This window comes from Oryzibacillus soli (genome assembly GCF_051594765.1).
GTDB lineage: Bacteria > Bacillota > Bacilli > Paenibacillales > NBRC-103111 > Paenibacillus_AR.
The window spans coordinates 1-17,961 of sequence record NZ_JBPPGJ010000003.1 but is presented as its reverse complement, the minus strand read 5'-3'; the positions used below and the strand labels follow the sequence as shown (position 1 = coordinate 17,961).

Sequence of the window (17,961 nt, the reverse complement as noted above, 5' to 3'; positions counted from 1 at the left end):
GAGGTCTCGGAGTTCGGCTCCAGGGCGTCAACGGCACCTCGTGACGGTCACGGGCCGTAACGGTGGATTTTGCGGAAGGCGTTGGGGGTTAAGCCCTCCTGCTGCTTGAACAGCTTGATGAAATAGCTGGTGTGCTCGTAGCCCACCGTCCGGGCCACTTCCTTCACGTCCATGTCCGGCTCCTGGAGAAGCAGCTCCTTCGCCCGGCGCAGCCGGAAGCGGTTGATGTATTCGAAGGGGCGGAGGCCGAAGCTTTTTTGGAACAGGTGGCAGGTGTATTGGGGGGAGAGGCCCAGTTGGGCTGACAGGACGTTCAGCGTCAGGGGCTCGGCATAGTGGTCGTCGATGTAGGTCAGGACAGGAACCAGCTGCTCGTAGTGCTCGGTCTTGGAGCGGGTATCGGGCGCGCTGGAGGAGATGAACAGGTCCAGCACGGTCTCGTAGGTCAGAGCGGAACACTTGACGTAGCGGAACGGATCCTTCGACTGCAGCAGCTCACAGGCCTGGGACATCTTGCGCAGGACTGTATCGGGGTGGGAGAGCTGAAGCACGCAGGAGCCGGTCAGACGGAGGGAAGCCAGCATGCTTCCCGCCTGGGCGCCGTTGAAGGTGAACCACTGGACCCCCCAAGGCTCGCGGACCGCATAATAGGTATGCTTCCGGTTCGGATACAGCAGCATGCCCTGGCCGGGACCTACGGTGTAGCGCTCCCCCTCGGTCTCCAGGACCCCTTCGCCGGATACGCATTGGATCCATTGGAAATCGGGGAAGCCCTCCTCCCGGTGCATCGGATCCTGATGGCCCCAGCCCCCGGCACTGGTCATATAGTACGGCAGCTGCAGCTCCGTCTCCGTCAGCACGACAAAGATATTCAGGTTCACGGCGGTTCCTCCCCGGCGGATTATGCTCTTACTATAATCGTAATATAGAGGCTCCGCAATGAAGAGGAGTTGCGCTTCGCCGGCTTCCTCCGTACACTAAGGGCATAAGGAAGCCCGCAGCCGGAGGCAGCGGGCGCATATGGAGAAGGGGATGTCAGGGTGACGGTCCAGAAGGATGTGGAGCTGACCATCCGCAGCCGGAGCGGCGGCGGTCAGATCGAGCAGAAGGTCCGGGGCAGGCTGTACGAGCGGGACGGGCGGTGGATGTACCATTACCGGGAGCCGGATTCGGAGATGGGTCGGGTGACAGCGGTCCTGAAGGTAGAGTCCGGCCTCATCCGGCTGCTCCGGCAGGGGGATATCCGGTCCGAGCAGCAGTTCGCGCCGGGGCAGCGTCTGCCGGGCTATTACGATACCCCACACGGCAGGCTGGAGCTGGAGGCCATGACTTACAGCCTGCGCACCGAGCTTGCCGAAGGCATCGGGAGGGTAATCTGGGGCTATGAGCTGTACGTGTCCGGAGAGCCGTCCGGACGGATGGAGCTTGAGATCGAGATTCAGGAGCTGCCGGTTTAACCGGAGCTCCTTTTCTTGCGTTGCACGGCAGCCCGGATGGGGCGCACGGCGTTGACCTCGCCCAGGAATCCGGATCGGCGGTTCATCGAAGCTACCGGAGTGGAATGCTTCTGCAGCTGGTCCAGGATCGTGCGTGTCGTGTACTGGGGCTTCAGGGACAACAGCAGCGCGATAACTCCGCTTACGTGGGAGGTCGCCATGGAGGTTCCGGACAGCGCGTTGTATTTGCCGTTCAGCCACGTGGAGATGATCTTCTCCCCGGGGGCATACAGGTTAATTTCCGGTCCCCGGTTGCTGAAGGAGGCGATCCGCTTGGACCGGGTTGTGGCGCCGACGGCGATGGTCTGAGGGAACCGGGCGGGATAGTCGACGAAGCTCTTCTTCCCTTCGTTGCCGGCGGAGGCGACGACGATGATCCCCGCCTTGTGGGCGGATTGGATGGCCGCCTCCAGAGCAGGGCTCCTCGTTTTCATCCCGAAGCTCATATTGATGATGTGCATCCGGTTGCGGATGCACCATTCGATGCCGTGGACGATGTCGGTCACATAGGAGCTGCCGTTGTGATCGAAGGCTTTGACGGCATACAAGGTGGCATAGGGTGCGGTTCCCGTCATGCCGTGGGAGGAGGATGCCGCGATGGTGCCGCTGATGTGGGTGCCGTGTCCGTTGTCATCCACGGGCGGCAAGTGGCGTTCGATCAGATTGATGCCTCCTCCGATGGAGGCTTGAAGATCCGGGTGGGTGTAGTCGATGCCGGTGTCGATGACCCCGATTTTAATCTTGTCGCCGGTGGACTTCTTCCAGGCCAAAGGCGCCTGGATCCGCTGGACCCCCCAGGGAATGAACGGTCTGGTGGCCGCATACGGCACGGAGGCGGCGCCGAAGGAGGGAAGCCGAGCGGTGACGCCGTGCACCAGAGCGGTCCGGTCCATCTCCACGCCGGCCACCTGCGGGAATCCAAGAGCCGCCTCTCCGGAATGGATCGGACAGGAGATGCTGTTGATGATGGGGAGGGCTTGGATGGATGCGGAGACAGGGTGCTCCCCGAAGGTCATGTGCATGTTCCGGACAATCTCACGGCAGTCCGTGGATGCATGCAGCCGGATGATGGTTCGTGGGGAGGCCCCGGACGACTCGATTTCCGTTTGGAGCCAGTGCAGGAACGGATGCTCGTTCAATGTAAGTCCTCCTATCGTTGAAGGTACGCACAAACGGCTTGCGCCGGCTTGTCGACGGATGGCCGGGGTGGCCGTTTTGTGTATCATATGAACGGCTCGTTCGGCGCTCCTAAGCGTCAGCCTTATTTGAAATAAATCCGCGCGTAGCCGTGTCATCGCCGCAATCCTTACATAGGATGGATAGAGGGTTCCATGGCGGACTCTTGTCTTCTGGGCTCTTGCGGAAACAATGGGGCCGGCTTGGCGGATACAGTCGTAGACGGAGGCGCTGTCGGGGCGCCTTCGTTTATTTCTGGGGGGAGAATGAACCTCCCGCCCGCTGTCCCCTCCTTCTATAGAAGAGCGCTTCCTCCTGCGCTCTGCGTCTCGGCGGCCGGGCGGGCGCAAACCCGCACCGCCGCTTGCTTTTTTAGGAAAAATAGGGTTTACTATATGGAGACAATCCCGAAGTGCGATAGAATGTGGGAAGGACGTGTATCAAGCGAATGAGCAGTGAATACCTTTCGAAGTTGACACCGGAGCAGGCAAAGGAAGTGCCTATGGTGGACTTGGCCTTTGAAGTCCTGAAGGCAGCCAACACGCCTTTTTACTACCGGGATCTGATGGCGGAGATCGCCAAAGCCAAAGGCTTCACCGACGACGAGGTTATGCAGGTGATTGCCCAGCTATATACCGAAATTAACGTAGACGGCCGGTTTGCATGCGTTGGCAACAACCTCTGGGGGTTGAAGCGCTGGTACCCGGTTGACAATAAAGAAGGCGAGATGGGCTCCTCCAAGCGCCCGCGGATCATCAACGACGACGACGACGATCTGGACGAAGAGGAGTACCTGGAGGAAGAGGAAGAAGCCTACGTGGAGGACAACGACGAATTCGACGCCTTCGATGAGGACCGCGAGGACATCATCGGCGAGGAAGAAGAGGACCTGTTCGCTCCGGAGGAGATCGAAGAGGAAATCGACGAAGCCGAAGAGAGCGAAGAGATGGACGAAGAGCTTGCCGAAGGCGACGAGGAAGCCGAATTTGACGACGAGTTGTCGGAGGAAGATTCCGACGACGAGGACGACAAGTAACCTGCCAATAGCAGCTTGACACGTGCATGTGTAAGAGAGTAAGATATTTCGTGGGCTTTGGATTTACAATCCATTCACGAATCATTTGGCCAATTAAAGTGCCCCGTCTTAGGCGGGGTCACTTTTTGTTTTTTGGGGCATAGTATCCGCAATATAATGCAGGGGGTAAAACCAGTGACGAAGTACATTTTTGTGACGGGCGGTGTCGTGTCCTCGTTGGGCAAAGGCATTACCGCTGCGTCTCTCGGCCGGCTCTTGAAGAACCGGGGCTTGAAGGTGACCATCCAAAAGTTCGACCCGTACATCAATGTGGACCCGGGCACCATGAGTCCTTACCAGCACGGCGAGGTTTTCGTAACCGATGACGGAGCGGAGACTGACCTGGATCTGGGTCACTACGAGAGATTCATCGACATCAACCTGTCCAAAAACAGCAACGTAACGACGGGCAAGATCTACTCTTCCGTCATTACCAAGGAGCGCCGCGGCGAATATCTGGGCGGTACGGTACAGGTAATCCCCCATATTACGAACGAGATCAAGGACCGTGTCTTCCGCGCAGGACGCGAGGCCCAATCCGATGTGGTCATCACGGAGATCGGCGGCACTGTCGGCGACATCGAGAGCCTGCCGTTCCTGGAGGCCATCCGCCAGATCAAGAGCGACATCGGCCGCGACAATGTCATGTACATCCACGTCACACTCATTCCTTACCTGAAGGCTGCCGGCGAAGTGAAGACGAAGCCGACGCAGCATAGCGTCAAAGAGCTGCGCAGCATCGGCATCCAGCCGAACGTCATCGTCTGCCGGACCGAGCATCCGCTGTCCCAGGACCTGAAGCGCAAGATCGGCCAGTTCTGCGACGTAGACGCCAACGCCGTCATCGAGTGTATCGATGCCGATACTCTGTATGACGTTCCGCTCATGATGCGCGACCAAGGCTTGGACGAGATCGTCGTCAACCACCTGAAGCTTACGACCAATGCGCCGGACATGACCGAGTGGGAAGCCATGGTGCAGAAGGTGAAGCAGCTGAAGCACAAGACCGAGATCGCCATCGTCGGCAAGTACGTCGCGCTTCATGACGCGTACCTGTCCATCGTGGAGGCTCTGTCCCATGCAGGCTTCGCTTGTGATTCCGAAGTGAATATCCGTTGGGTCAACGCGGAGGACGTGTATGACCATAACGTAGACGAGCTTCTGGGCGGCGTCCAAGGAGTCCTGGTTCCAGGCGGGTTCGGCGACCGCGGGATCGAAGGCAAGATCATCGCCATCAAGTACGCCCGCGAGCAGCGCATTCCGTTCTTCGGCATCTGCCTGGGGATGCAGGTGGCCGTGGTGGAGTTCGCCCGCAACGTCCTGGGTCTGGCCGGAGCCAACAGCTCCGAGATCAACCCGACCACCAACTATCCGGTCATCGACCTGCTGCCGGAGCAGAAGGACATCGAGGATCTGGGCGGCACCATGCGTCTCGGCCTGTACCCCTGCAAGATTGCAGCCGGCTCTCTCGCCGAGAAATGCTATGGGGACGAGCTGGTCTACGAGCGCCACCGTCACCGGTACGAGTTCAACAACGCTTACCGCGACGCCATCGAGCATGCCGGCATGAAGATTTCCGGCACCTCCCCGGACGGACGGCTGGCGGAAATGATCGAGATTCCGGACCATCCGTGGTTCCTGGCGGTCCAATTCCACCCGGAATTTACGTCCCGTCCGAACCGTCCGCAGGCCCTGTTCCGGGAATTCGTACAAGCCGCGTTCCAGCTTTCCCACTAAGAGTTACTGGAAAATTTCTCTTGACTTTCGGCAGATTGATGCGCATTTTAAGCAGGAGTTTGCAATATGGCGGCGAAATGTATACCCATAGATTGGAATCGATGGCATATATTTAGAGCAGCTGTCTTTTTGAGGAGGGTATACGGTTGGAGAAGAAGAAGATTCTCATCGTGGACGACCAGAACGGGATCCGTGTGTTACTGGTGGAAGTATTCAGCGTAGAGGGCTACCAGACATTCCAGGCTTCCAACGGCAAATTAGCCTTGGAGATCGTGCGCAAGGAGTCTCCGGATCTGGTGCTTCTGGACATGAAGATTCCCGGTATGGACGGGTTGGACATTCTGAAGCATATCAAGCAGATCGACACTTCGATCAAGGTCATCATGATGACCGCTTACGGCGAGCTGGATATGATCAAGGAAGCGACGGATCTGGGTGCGTTGACCCACTTCACCAAGCCCTTCGACATCGACGAGCTGCGCATCGCGGTGAACAATGAGCTGGGCCATCCGGGCTCCAGCAGCAGCTTCGCCGTCTGATCCGCATATATCGCTTTTCCGAGGACCCTGGAGACAGGGTCTTTTCTTTTTTTTTGGGCTCCCGCCTGTAGTTTTAAGCAGGGCTTGAGGATTATTTTCGATCATGGGGAAACTAGGATGAGAGCCGGGGAGAACTTGTTGCACATTGATGAAATTTCCGGGCTTGGTTACAGATGGTTCTGTTGTATGTTATAATGTTGCAGACGAATAAACGAAGCGAAAGCTTACGAACACATTTAGGAGGAAACCTACATGCCGTTAGTTTCAATGAATGCGTTCCTTCCGCAGGCGAAAGCCGGTAAGTACGCGGTAGGCCAATTCAACATGAACAACCTGGAGTTCGCCCAAGCTATCACTGAGGCTGCTATGGAACTCAAGTCCCCCCTCATCTTCGGCGTATCCGAAGGCGCATTGAAGTACATGGGCATTGAGTACACCGTGGCTCTGGCCAAAGCATCCGCCGAGAAGTCCGGCCTGCCGATCGCTCTGCACCTGGACCATGGCAGCAGCTTCGACGTAGCGATGAAGTGTATCCGTGCGGGCTTCAGCTCCGTCATGTTCGACGGTTCCCATCATTCCTTCGAAGACAACATCCGCTTGACCAAGGAAATCGTGAAGGCTGCCCGCGCTATGGGCGTTTCCGTTGAAGGCGAGCTGGGCACTATCGGCGGCACCGAGGACGACGTGAGCCTGGACGAGGCTCATGCAGCTCTGGCCAAGCCGGAAGAAGCCATCCGCTTCTATGAAGAAACCGGAGTGGACGCTTTGGCCATCGCAGTTGGTACTGCACATGGCGTATATGCAGGCGAGCCGAAGATCCATTATGATATCATCGAGAAGGTCGCTGCTGCGATTCCGGTATCCATCGTACTGCACGGCGGCTCCGGCGTTCCGGACGAAATGATCCAGAAGTCCATCGCTGCAGGCGTAACCAAGATCAACGTCAACACCGAGAACCAAGTTGCAGCAACCGCGGCGATCCGCGAAGTGCTGAACAAGGATGCCAAAGTGTATGACCCGCGCAAATACCTCGTACCGGCCCGCAAGGCTATGGTCGATGTAGTGAAGTCCAAGATTGAGCTCTTCGGCAGCGCAGGCAAAGCTTAATCTATTCCGGAGTGTCATAAATCGGAAAGGGAAAGCATCCACTTTATAGAGATGCCTTCCCTTTCTATTGTTTTTGTGCCGTTCTCCTGATAGAGCCGGCAATGCTAGATTTGGCTTCGATAGGGTTTGCCCGCATCGAGGCTTACATAATGCTGTCTGAAGTTTCGGACATCGTTATTTCAAGATGGGAGGACTAGGAACCGATGGAGAAACTGATGATCGCGGGCGGTCGGCCTTTGCGTGGAACCGTAACCATCAGCGGCGCCAAGAACAGCGCTCTCGCTTTAATCCCTGCGGCTCTGTTGGCCGAGACCGCCGTAACGCTGGATAACCTGCCGGTGCTGAGCGATGTGGCCATATACAGAGAGCTCTTGGAGGAGCTGGGAGCTACCGTGGATTGGCAAGGGGATCAGATGACGATTGATCCCGTCAGGCTGAAGTCCGTTCCGATGCCGAACGGCAATGTCAAGAAGCTTCGCGCTTCCTATTATTTGATGGGAGCTCTGCTTGGAAGATTCGGAGAAGCCGTGATCGGCCTTCCGGGTGGCTGCAACTTTGAGCCGCGTCCCATTGACCAGCATGTCAAAGGTTTTGAAGCTTTGGGAGCAAGAGTCAGCAATGAATTCGGAGCGATCCATATCCGTGCCGAGGAGCTTCGCGGCGCGAAGATTTATCTCGATGTAGTAAGCGTTGGAGCAACCATTAACATTATGCTGGCCGCTTCCAGGGCCAAGGGCGTCACTTTGATCGAAAATGCGGCGAAAGAGCCTGAAATCATAGATGTAGCAACACTGCTTAACAATATGGGAGCCAAGATTAAAGGAGCCGGCACCGAGACCATCCGGATCGAGGGTGTTCAAGAGCTGCACGGGTGCAAGCATTCCATCATCCCGGACCGGATTCAAGCGGGTACCTATATGATCGCGGCCGCCGCCACACGCGGCGACGTGGTGGTGGACAACGTCATCCCGAAGCATATGGAAGCGGTCACCGCCAAGCTGCAGGAGATGGGTGTCCATATCTACGAGATGGATGAGTCTATCCGTGTGGTCGGACAGCCGATCTATCAGGCGGTGGACGTTAAGGCATTGGTCTATCCGGGCTTCGCTACCGACATGCAGTCTCCGATGGCCAGCCTCTTGACTCAAGCCAGAGGCAACAGCCTGATTACGGATTATGTCTACAATAACCGGTTCAAGCACGTTCCTGAGCTGGTCCGCATGGGAGCACGCATCAAGGTGGAGGGACGGACCGCCATCATCGAGGGCTGCCCGCTTTCGGGCGCGAAGGTGAAGGCCATGGATCTCCGGGCCGGCGCGGCTCTTGTCGTTGCGGGATTGACGGTGCCGAACGGCGGAATCACCGAAGTGACCGGAGTGGAATACATCGACCGGGGATACGACAACTTGGTGGAGAACTTGACCATGCTGGGAGCGGAGATCTGGCGGGAATAGACTCCCGCCTGTATGGAAACAATAGGCAATGAAAACGGTTTGAATTAATATATCGGCAACCTACAAAATCATAGTGTGGTGGTTAATGAAATGGATATGCAGCTATCGGAGCTTCAGACGCTGAAGCTGACCGAGTTGTACAAGCTGGCCAAATTGCACCAGATTCCGTATTACGGCCAGATGAAGAAGAAAGAGCTGATCTTTGCCATTCTCCGGGCACAAGCCGAGAAGGGCGGGCTCATGTTCATGGAGGGTGTGCTGGACATCCTGCAGGAGGGCTTCGGCTTCCTCCGCCCGATCAATTACCTGCCCAGCACGGAGGATATCTACATCTCCGCCTCCCAGATCCGAAAGTTCGACCTGCGCTCCGGTGACGTGGTCTCCGGCAAGTGCAGGCCTCCCAAAGAGAATGAACGGTACTTCGGACTGCTCCAGGTCGAAGCCGTTAACGGAGAGAAGCCCGAAACGGCCGCCGAACGTCTCCATTTTCCCGCGTTAACCCCTCTGTACCCGCAGAAGAAGATCGTTCTGGAAACCTCCCCCACCCATCTTTCGACCCGTGTTATGGATTTGCTGGCCCCGGTAGGCATGGGGCAGCGCGGCTTGATCGTAGCGCCGCCGAAAGCGGGCAAGACCCTGCTTTTGAAGGAAATAGCCAACAGCATCTCCACCAATTATCCCGATGTGGAATTGTTTGTTCTGTTGATCGATGAACGGCCCGAGGAAGTGACCGACATGCAGCGCTCCGTCAAGGGCGAGGTCGTGGCGTCCACCTTCGACGAGCTGCCGGAGAACCATATCAAGGTGGCCGAGCTTGTACTGGAACGGGCTATGCGCTTGGTGGAGCACAAGAAGGATGTGGTCATCCTGCTCGACAGCATTACCCGTCTGGCCCGCGCTTACAACCTGGTCGTTCCGCCTACCGGACGGACGCTGTCCGGCGGTATCGACCCGGGAGCCTTCCATCGTCCGAAGCGCTTCTTCGGAGCGGCGCGGAATATCGAGGAGGGCGGCAGCCTGACCATTCTGGCTACGGCGCTCATCGAGACGGGCTCGCGGATGGATGACGTCATCTACGAGGAATTCAAGGGCACCGGCAACCTGGAGCTTCATCTGGACCGGAAGCTGGCCGAGAAGCGGATCTTCCCGGCCATCGACATCCGCCGTTCCGGCACGCGCCGGGAAGAGATGCTCCTGACGAAGGAGGAGCTGGACAAGCTCTGGGCGATCCGGAAGAACATGCAGGATACGCATGATTTTGCCGAAGCGTTCCTGAAGAAGCTGGGCGAATCCAAGACCAATGCCGAATTCCTCGAGAATCTGGATCCGAGCGGCAACGTCAAGAAAACGAAAACCACCGCCTCCTAGGGCGGTGTCAGAAGGGATGCATGAAGCGCCATGAGACTGGTCTACGCCGATGCGAACGGCAACGTGTACGATCATCCCGACTGTGAGGCGCTGGGGCGGAGCGGCGATATGATCGTCGATCTCCTGGAGGAGGAGCTGATCCCGCTGCCGGAGGGGGCCACCTTGGTGAGCCTTCCCGGTACCCGCGCCATCTATGCGGACCCGAACACTGGAGATATGAAAGCCCTGCAAGGCGAGTACACCGCGGTCGGTGCGCTGCTGCCCCAGGGCTATACCCGGCTGCTTCTGCCGGCTTATGCGAAGAAGGACAAGAACGCCGTACTGCCGCTCTTCGGTTATACGGCTGTGGTCTGGAAGGATGACGGCTTCCATGTGGCCGCCCGCCAGAGCGACGATCCCTACAAGTGGAACCCCCGAACCTGCGATCCGGACGAGCTGGAGGCCAAGGTAGGCAAGCTTCTGGCCCAATATCCGGAGAACCGGGTTTACCGTCATCTGTCCCACTGTGCGCTGGAATACGAATGCCTGACGGCATCCAACACGTTCCTGGGCCGCTGGGAGGGCGGAGTTCCGGTTTCCTACTCCTGCAACGCCGGATGCTTCGGGTGCATCTCGGAGCAGCCGGACGACAGCTCCTTCGTCGCACCTCAGACCCGGATGAACTTCAAGCCCAACGTGGACGAGCTGGTGGAATTGATGCTGGAGCATCTCACCACGCCGGAGTCCATCATCAGCTTCGGACAAGGCTGCGAGGGAGAACCCTCCACACAAGCGCCGCTCATTATCGAGGCCATCAAGCGGGTACGGCAGAAGACGGATATGGGCTACATCAACATGAACACCAACGCCGGTCTGACCGACCATGTCCGCGGAATCGTGGACGCCGGACTGAACCTGATCCGAGTCAGCACCATCAGCGCGCTGGACGATCACTATAATGCCTACTACAAGCCCCGGGGCTATACCCTGGCTAATGTGGAGAAGTCGCTGAAATATGCGGCGGACAAAGGGGTCGTGACTTCCATCAACTACTTGGTGTTCCCGGGCGTGAGCGACCGGGAGGAGGAGATCGAAGCGATGGTGGGCTTGGCCCAGCGAACGGGGCTGAAGCTGATCCAGCTGCGGAACCTGAACATCGATCCCGAGAGCTATCTGGGTATCATTCCGAAGCCGCGTGGCGAGATTCTCGGCATGGGCCAGATGATCGACATCTTCCGGCAGGAGCTTCCGGACACCGCCATCGGCTCCTACACCCATACGCCCGACAGTCTTCGCAAAAAGCACTTGCAAATGAAATGACGAACATGCTATAATCCGGTCATGTGTCAATTTAACTCTGGTTCGACATGAAGTCCAAATGGACCAGGGCGGAAAGAGGTGAAAGAAATGAAAGAAGCGATTCATCCGAAGTATTACGTGACCAACGTAACCTGCGCTTGCGGCAACACCTTCGAATCCGGCTCCATCAAGCAAAACCTTCGTGTGGAAATCTGCTCCAACTGCCATCCATTCTTCACCGGCAAGCAGAAGTTCCTGGATGCAGGCGGCCGCGTGGACAAGTTCAAGAAAAAATACGGCATTTAATCGTTTCCGGTCTTTTCCAGACGGTAAACGGAATAACCGCACCTCCCAAGGCTACCCTAATAGCCAAGGGGGGTGTTTTTATATGTGGAAGCGGCAAGGAATGGCCCTTCTCCTGGGCTTTGCGCTCGCGGTGTCCGCTACGGCCTGCGGCAATTGGGGCGGCAGCGGCGGGGATGACAAGAGAGGGCTGAAGAGCCAAGCTTACGGACGGGACGGGCTTCTTGGAACCACCAGCTCCAACCCGAACTTACCGGGAAGTCCCACCTATCATACGTATGCAGCGGACGTGCGTCTGCTGAAGGATACCGTCAACGGAATTCAGGGGGTTAAGGATTCCACCGTCGTGCTGAACGGGGCCACTGCGTATGTGACGCTGGAGCTTGACGATGCGGTCGATATCGAGCAATCCATGAGAATTCGCAACTCGGCCCAGGCCAGCCTGCAGAGGCTGATGCCCCGGTATGACGTGAAGGTTTCGGTGGGCAAGGCCCGCCTTCTTGAATAAAGCATGCTCCGGATTTCTCTGCTCCTCCGGCCGTCTGACTGGCAGACCTGCCAATTGCTGCGGCCGGTTGCGCTTTGTCCCCGAATGGGCTATACTAAGTCTTGCCGTGCTAGACGGGGAGGTAGCGGTGCCCTGTAACCCGCAGTCCGCTACAGCGGGGTTGAATTCCTGTTTTGAGGTCATATGATGTGGGGTCTGACGGTTGCACGTAGTGTTGACGGTCGGGTCCTCCGCAATGGACGCCTGTGAACCCGGTCAGGTCCGGAAGGAAGCAGCCGTAAGCAGGATAGTCCATGTGCCGGAGGGTAGCCCGACCCGAGCCAACGACAGCTGTTCCGCCCGGATCGTATGATCGATGGCAGGTGCACGGTACTTCAAGAGTAGACGAGAACACTCCTTATCGGAGTGTTTTTTTGTTTTTTCGATAGGTTTGTCCATTTCTTGGGAGGAAATTGTAAACGCGAGGAGAATTGTATAAAAAGTTCAATTTAGGGACAGAAAATCAAACAAACCATTCCGTGCTGCTGTCTATATAAAGGGGGGGTGTACGGTGCATGCAACAAGGCCTGTTCCGATTTTCTTTACCAATCCAAGATATCCACAATCACTTTGAACAATTCTTCTTGCATTCCGTCATCATCCTGGACGGCGATCATCGGTTGATCTTATGCAACAGCACTTTTTTGGAAGCGACGGGGTATGCCCACGATCAATTCGAGGGGCGTCCCGTATATGACATACTAGGGCCGGACTTTGCCGAATTGCTGCTTCAACCAGATGCGGAGGAGGGCCGTCCCGGGAAGGGGCTGTCCGAAACGGTAACCGTGTACAATCAGGAGGGGAAACCGCTCCGAAGCCGGTTTTTTCTTGCGAAGTTTGATTCGAATGATATCGGAGGCCACCTGATGGTCCATCTGTACGATATTCGTCCCAGCCGGGAGCTTTCGTTGCTCCAGCAGTTCGCCGGAACCTTGATGCGGGACATTCATCTGGGCGTGATTTTGTTCGATACGGCCTTCCAGCTGGTGGATATCAGCGACATGGCCTGCCGCTTGCTCGGCTTCACCCGGAGCCAGGTTCTGAACCGGAGCATGGACGAGGTGTTCCAGGATGTGCCCGAAGAACACCGGCTGGTTCAGCGAAGCATCTTCGACGGTCTGATCGTCCGTAATCACGCGGTCTCCTGGACCAACAATACGGAGCGGTACGAGCTGCTGCTGGATTCGAGCCTCCTTCGGGACCATATCGGCAACGTGGTAGGCGGTTACATCACCTTCAAAGACGTGACGAACCTGCGCTCCCTGGAGGAGCAGGTCCAACGGAGCGACAGGCTGGCGATGATCGGGCAGATCGCGGCGGGGGCGGCGCACGAGATCCGCAATCCGCTGACCTCCATTAAGGGCTTTATGCAGATGTTCCGCAATACGTTCACCGAGAATGGCATGGAGAAGGAAAAAAGCTATGCCGATATCATGCTGACCGAGATCGACCGCATAAACGAACTGGTCAGCGAGTTCTTGCTCCTGAGCAAGCGCAAGAACGTGAGCTATGATCAAGTGGACCTGACCCAGGTTCTGAAGGAGATTCTTCCGATCATCCACAGTGAGGCGATGCTTCACGGGGTTAGCGTTCAGGAGAGCCTGGAGACGGGGCTGCCGAAGATCGTAGCGGACCGGGAGCTGTTGAAGCAGGTGTTCCTGAATATATGCAAGAACGGGATTGAGGCCATGACCGAAGGCGGAACCTTGACCATCAGCGTAAGAGGGGATGCGGAGGACCGTAAGCTGTCGGTGGACATCCATGATACGGGACCGGGCATTCCGAACTTCGTGATCGACAAGATCTTCGACCCCTTCTTCACCACCAAGCCGAACGGCACGGGGCTCGGCCTATCGGTTTGCCAGCGGATCATCCACGATATGGGCGGTGCGATCCGGGTCTCCTCCAAAGGCTTCGGCACGACCTTCACGGTAAGCGTCCCCATTCATTAGTACATACGGCCGGCATCCGCGCGATGCCGGTTTTTTGGCATTTGGGCGCAGTGAGATTGTCTGGAAGGGGAGAGGGGGGTTATAGTATAATAAAGGGACGGCCGGATTCGCGTGCCGTGACAAGCCGGAAGGAAGAGAATGTTATGGCACACAAAGCCTTATACCGCACATACAGATCCCAGCTTTTCCGCGACGTGGTGGGCCAGCAGCATATTACGCGAACCCTGCAGAATGCGCTCAAGGAAGGCCGGCTTTCCCATGCTTATTTGTTCAACGGTCCCCGGGGCACCGGCAAGACCAGCGCGGCCAAGATCCTTGCGAAGGCCGTCAACTGCGAGCACGGACCGGCGGTGGAGCCCTGCAACGAGTGCCCGGCCTGTATCCGCATTACAGAGGGTTCGGAGATCGGGGTGCTGGAGATCGACGCGGCCTCCAACCGGGGGATTGACGAGATCCGGAACCTGCGGGACAAGATGCTCTTCGCATACACGGAGGTTCGGCATAAGGTCTACATCATCGATGAAGTGCACATGCTGACGACCGAAGCGTTCAACGCCCTCTTGAAGACCTTGGAGGAGCCGCCTCCTAACGTCATGTTCATCCTGGCGACAACGGAGCCCCACAAGCTGCCCGCCACCATCATCTCCCGGTGCCAGCGCTTCGACTTCAAGCGGGTATCCCTGGAAGAGCAGGTGGGCAGACTGGAGTTTGTATGCGGGGAGGAAGGCGTCGAGATCGAGCGGGAAGCGTCGCAGTATATCGCCCGGCTGTCCGACGGGGGCATGCGGGATGCGCTGAGCCTTCTCGATCAGATCATTTCCTATACGGGCAAGCAGATCACTTATAAGGATGCCGTCGATGTGACGGGCGGAATCGCAGCGGAGACCTTCGAGCAGATGGCGGTGTGTATCCGGGACGGGGACGCCGGACGGGCGCTCCAGTGGATCGAGCAGCTGATGCAGGAAGGGAAGAGTGCCGACCGGTGTATGGAGAACTTGCTTCTCTACTTCCGGGATGTGCTGATGATCAAGATGGTGCCGGGCTCCCAAGCTGTGACGGACCGGATCCTGGATACTTCGGCCTTCGCCGCCATGGCGGAATCATTCCATGCGGAGCAGCTGTTCCGGATGATCGAAGTGTTGAACCATTACCAGAATGAGATGAAATACTCCACCCAGCCCCAGACGCTCTTCGAGGTGGCGGTGCTGAAGCTGTGTACGCTCCGGGAGGAAGGGGCGCAGCGGGGCGGCGGAGCCGCGACGGCCGGACCGGCCGCTTCTTCTGAGGAGATGACCGCGCTCAAGCAGCGGATCGTCCAGCTGGAGCAGCAGCTGACCAAGCTGCTGGCTGGCGGCATGGTTCCGGCTGCTGGAGATGCTGCTGCCGGCGGCCGTGGAGGTTCGAGTGCTCCATCGCCGCGGGCGTCTGCTCCTATCGTGAAGCGCTCGGCCGTGAAGCTGGATCCGTATCTGAAGGAAACGGAATCCTCTCATTTCAAGCAGGTGCTCATGAAGTGGAGCCAGATTCTGGCCGGAGTGAAGGAGATGAAGATCACGGTCCATGCTTGGCTGGTGGACGGTGAACCGGTCAGCTTCCACGACGATCAGGTGCTGGTGGCGTTCAAGAGCGGCATGCACCGGGAAACCTCGGAGAAGCCGGCCAACAAGCAGGTCATCGAGCAGGTCATGTCCGATACGCTTGGCCACCCGGTTCGTCTGGTGACGGTCATGCTGAAGGAATGGAAGGAAGCGCAGGAAGGATTTGCGGCCCCTCCTGCCGAAGAGATGAAGCTGGAGCAAGAGGACCCCGGCGCGGTCAAGGAAGAGTGGATCAACGAAGCCGTGAAGCTGTTCGGGGAAGATTTGGTGAAAATTCGGGAATGAGGACCCACAACGCGAAGGAGCGATTACGATGAATAACATGAACCAGATGATGAAGCAAGTGAAGAAGATGCAGGAGCAGATGCTGAAGGCTCAGGAAGAGCTGGGCTCGAAGACCGTAGAAGGTACGGCAGGCGGCGGAGTCGTGACCGTTACGGCCAACGGCCACAAGAAGATTCTGAACATTGCTATCAAGCCGGAGGCCGTAGATCCGGAGGACGTCGAAATGCTGCAGGATCTGGTGCTGACCGCCGTCAACGACGCGTTGAACCAAGCGGACGAGATGGCCAACAAGGACATGGGCAAATATACCGGCGGCATGAAGATCCCAGGCTTGTTCTAATTCACCTAAGCGCGACCACGAATTTATTCCGAAGGGGCTGCTCGTTTGTTTTACCCGGAACCTTTAGCGAAACTGATCGACTCGTTTACCCGTCTCCCCGGGATCGGTCCCAAAACAGCGGGGCGCCTCGCATTCCATGTGCTTAACATGAAGGAAGAGGATGTGCTGGATTTTGCCAAATCCCTGGTCAATGTGAAGCGCAATCTCCATTACTGCTCTTCCTGCTGCAACATTACCGATGTGGATCCCTGCCGGATCTGTCAGGACAAGACCCGCGACGGCTCTGTCATCTGCGTGGTGCAGGAGCCCAAGGATCTGGTGGCCATGGAGCGGACCAAGGAATTCCACGGCTATTACCATGTGCTGCATGGGGCGATATCCCCGATGGAGGGGATCGGTCCGGACGATATCTATATTGCGGAGCTCTTGAAACGACTGAGCGACGAAACCGTGCAGGAGATGATCCTGGCTACGAACCCCAACATTGAAGGGGAGGCGACTGCCATGTATTTATCCCGGCTGGTCAAGCCGTTCGGCATCAAAGTCACGCGGATCGCGCACGGCCTTCCGGTCGGCGGCGATCTGGAGTATGCGGACGAAGTGACCCTGACCAAGGCACTGGAAGGCCGCAGGGAACTATCATAGCCGGCTTAAGCCGATTGGAAGACTCTCGAAGGCTCGGGAGTCTTCTTTTTTTGTTGGGCGAATGCGAGATTCTGGTTCTAAACCTCCCCTTTTCCCGCTATATCTAGAAGCAGAGGACATGCACTGTGGAAGAAAGGGGAGATGGGACTTGAGATGGTTTCGCCATTTGATATCCAAGGAGCAGCGGCGGTTGGACGATCCTGTTTTCCGGGACAAGGTATCCATGCTGCAGGAGGTCCGCAGAGCCCATGCCGACTGGAGAGCCGCTTACGTGAAGCTGGATTGGGTTGTGGAGAAGGATCAGATCGACTATGCCATCTATGCGCTGGAAGCCGCGGAGAAACGCTACGAGATGCTCTTGCGGCAGGCTAAGCAGTTGGGATGGGAGGATGGGGATCTGGTTTCGTCCCATGCCCAGAAGCTCCATCATGCGGAGAAGCGGTGGGAAGCCAGGGAGAAGGCGAAGGCGGCGGGGTATTAAAAAGAATACGGGCTCATCGTTACCTTGCGCCGTTGGGCCGGAAAAGCGGAGGGAAGTCTATTGCATATCGTGTGGTGGGGGATATTCATCGTTTCGGTGTCCTCGCTGGTGCTGCTGGTGCTTCGGAGCCGAGCGGCCGGGGCGTGGCTCATGACCATGGCGCTGCACATGATTGTAGCGGCTGTTCTGCTCTATATCGTAAACGGGTTGGGAGTAACCTATGACTTTAGGATTCCGATCAATGCGGCAACCATTGCGACGATAGGGGTGTTGGGCATACCGGGACTGGCTATGCTGGTGGCCCTGAAGACCGTTCTGCTCTAAATGTCGAACTGTCATATATTTCAAGCATATTTAGGCGAAAAACGGGTTGACTTTCGTTTTTCGCCTATGCTATATTGTAAAAGTCGCTTTTGAGAGGCGGCGGTAAAGAAAGAAGCAACTTAGCTCCTTGAAAACTGAACAACGAGTAGTAACAAAACACAGCCAAGTGTAATGAATGAGCTATATCGAACGAACCTTTTTGGAGAGTTTGATCCTGGCTCAGGACGAACGCTGGCGGCGTGCCTAATACATGCAA

General features: G+C 57.1%; 18 protein-coding genes, 1 rRNA gene and 1 other RNA gene. 18 read left to right on the top strand and 2 right to left on the bottom strand.

Features of this window, described 5'->3' with window-relative positions:
* Positions 1-47: 47 nt before the first annotated feature.
* Positions 48-881 carry an AraC family transcriptional regulator gene (locus ACSEXW_RS04250; RefSeq protein ID WP_438444861.1) on the bottom strand — a complete coding sequence of 278 codons (834 nt, stop codon included), beginning with the start codon at positions 879-881 and terminating at the stop codon, positions 48-50.
* 159 nt (positions 882-1,040) lie between these two features.
* Between ACSEXW_RS04250 and ACSEXW_RS04245 the strand changes: the two genes are divergently transcribed.
* Positions 1,041-1,457 (top strand): YwiB family protein, encoded by a 417-nt coding sequence (locus ACSEXW_RS04245; protein ID WP_438444860.1) that lies wholly within the window; start codon positions 1,041-1,043, stop codon positions 1,455-1,457.
* Here ACSEXW_RS04245 and ACSEXW_RS04240 read toward each other — a convergent pair.
* Positions 1,454-2,635 carry a S8 family peptidase gene (locus tag ACSEXW_RS04240; RefSeq protein WP_438444859.1) on the bottom strand — a complete coding sequence of 394 codons (1,182 nt, stop codon included), beginning with the start codon at positions 2,633-2,635 and terminating at the stop codon, positions 1,454-1,456. The genes ACSEXW_RS04245 and ACSEXW_RS04240 overlap by 4 nt on opposite strands.
* A gap of 485 nt (positions 2,636-3,120) precedes the next feature.
* Here ACSEXW_RS04240 and rpoE point away from each other — a divergent pair, with 485 nt between their 5' ends.
* From rpoE to ACSEXW_RS04155, 17 genes are all read left to right on the top strand, one after another.
* Positions 3,121-3,708, top strand: coding sequence for a DNA-directed RNA polymerase subunit delta (gene rpoE, locus ACSEXW_RS04235; protein WP_438444858.1), 588 nt, complete (start codon positions 3,121-3,123; stop codon positions 3,706-3,708).
* 174 nt (positions 3,709-3,882) lie between these two features.
* A complete protein-coding gene (gene pyrG / locus ACSEXW_RS04230; protein ID WP_438444857.1) occupies positions 3,883-5,484 on the top strand; it encodes a CTP synthase in 1,602 nt (533 codons plus the stop codon).
* 146 nt (positions 5,485-5,630) lie between these two features.
* Complete coding sequence (locus tag ACSEXW_RS04225; RefSeq protein WP_438444856.1) at positions 5,631-6,023, top strand: response regulator; 393 nt, start codon at positions 5,631-5,633, stop codon at positions 6,021-6,023.
* Between the two features lie 252 nt (positions 6,024-6,275).
* Positions 6,276-7,130, top strand: a complete 855-nt coding sequence (fba, locus tag ACSEXW_RS04220) for a class II fructose-1,6-bisphosphate aldolase (protein WP_438444855.1) — start codon at positions 6,276-6,278, stop codon at positions 7,128-7,130.
* Positions 7,131-7,333: 203 nt separating this feature from the next.
* Positions 7,334-8,584: a UDP-N-acetylglucosamine 1-carboxyvinyltransferase gene (gene murA / locus ACSEXW_RS04215; protein ID WP_438444854.1), complete on the top strand. Its 1,251-nt coding sequence runs from the start codon at positions 7,334-7,336 to the stop codon at positions 8,582-8,584.
* A 90-nt stretch (positions 8,585-8,674) separates the two neighbouring features.
* Positions 8,675-9,952 carry a transcription termination factor Rho gene (gene rho, locus ACSEXW_RS04210; protein ID WP_438444853.1) on the top strand — a complete coding sequence of 426 codons (1,278 nt, stop codon included), beginning with the start codon at positions 8,675-8,677 and terminating at the stop codon, positions 9,950-9,952.
* A gap of 30 nt (positions 9,953-9,982) precedes the next feature.
* A complete protein-coding gene (locus tag ACSEXW_RS04205; protein WP_438444852.1) occupies positions 9,983-11,251 on the top strand; it encodes a radical SAM family protein in 1,269 nt (422 codons plus the stop codon).
* 87 nt (positions 11,252-11,338) lie between these two features.
* The gene (gene rpmE / locus ACSEXW_RS04200) at positions 11,339-11,536 is read left to right on the top strand and encodes a 50S ribosomal protein L31 (RefSeq protein WP_438444851.1); all 198 of its coding nucleotides are present in this window, start codon (positions 11,339-11,341) and stop codon (positions 11,534-11,536) included.
* Positions 11,537-11,618: 82 nt separating this feature from the next.
* Complete coding sequence (locus tag ACSEXW_RS04195; RefSeq protein WP_438444850.1) at positions 11,619-12,041, top strand: hypothetical protein; 423 nt, start codon at positions 11,619-11,621, stop codon at positions 12,039-12,041.
* A 104-nt stretch (positions 12,042-12,145) separates the two neighbouring features.
* Positions 12,146-12,411, top strand: an RNA gene (gene ffs, locus ACSEXW_RS04190) — signal recognition particle sRNA large type.
* Between the two features lie 184 nt (positions 12,412-12,595).
* Complete coding sequence (locus tag ACSEXW_RS04185; protein WP_438444849.1) at positions 12,596-14,032, top strand: ATP-binding protein; 1,437 nt, start codon at positions 12,596-12,598, stop codon at positions 14,030-14,032.
* Between the two features lie 143 nt (positions 14,033-14,175).
* Positions 14,176-15,915, top strand: a complete 1,740-nt coding sequence (gene dnaX / locus ACSEXW_RS04180) for a DNA polymerase III subunit gamma/tau (RefSeq protein WP_438444848.1) — start codon at positions 14,176-14,178, stop codon at positions 15,913-15,915.
* A gap of 28 nt (positions 15,916-15,943) precedes the next feature.
* A complete protein-coding gene (locus ACSEXW_RS04175; protein ID WP_438444847.1) occupies positions 15,944-16,255 on the top strand; it encodes a YbaB/EbfC family nucleoid-associated protein in 312 nt (103 codons plus the stop codon).
* A 45-nt stretch (positions 16,256-16,300) separates the two neighbouring features.
* On the top strand, positions 16,301-16,900 hold the full coding sequence (gene recR / locus ACSEXW_RS04170; protein WP_438444846.1) for a recombination mediator RecR: 600 nt from the start codon (positions 16,301-16,303) through the stop codon (positions 16,898-16,900).
* Positions 16,901-17,048: 148 nt separating this feature from the next.
* On the top strand, positions 17,049-17,381 hold the full coding sequence (locus tag ACSEXW_RS04165; protein WP_438444845.1) for a DUF2508 family protein: 333 nt from the start codon (positions 17,049-17,051) through the stop codon (positions 17,379-17,381).
* Between the two features lie 69 nt (positions 17,382-17,450).
* Complete coding sequence (locus ACSEXW_RS04160) at positions 17,451-17,705, top strand: pro-sigmaK processing inhibitor BofA family protein (protein ID WP_438445198.1); 255 nt, start codon at positions 17,451-17,453, stop codon at positions 17,703-17,705.
* Between the two features lie 196 nt (positions 17,706-17,901).
* A 16S ribosomal RNA gene (locus ACSEXW_RS04155) occupies positions 17,902-17,961 on the top strand; the annotation flags it as partial.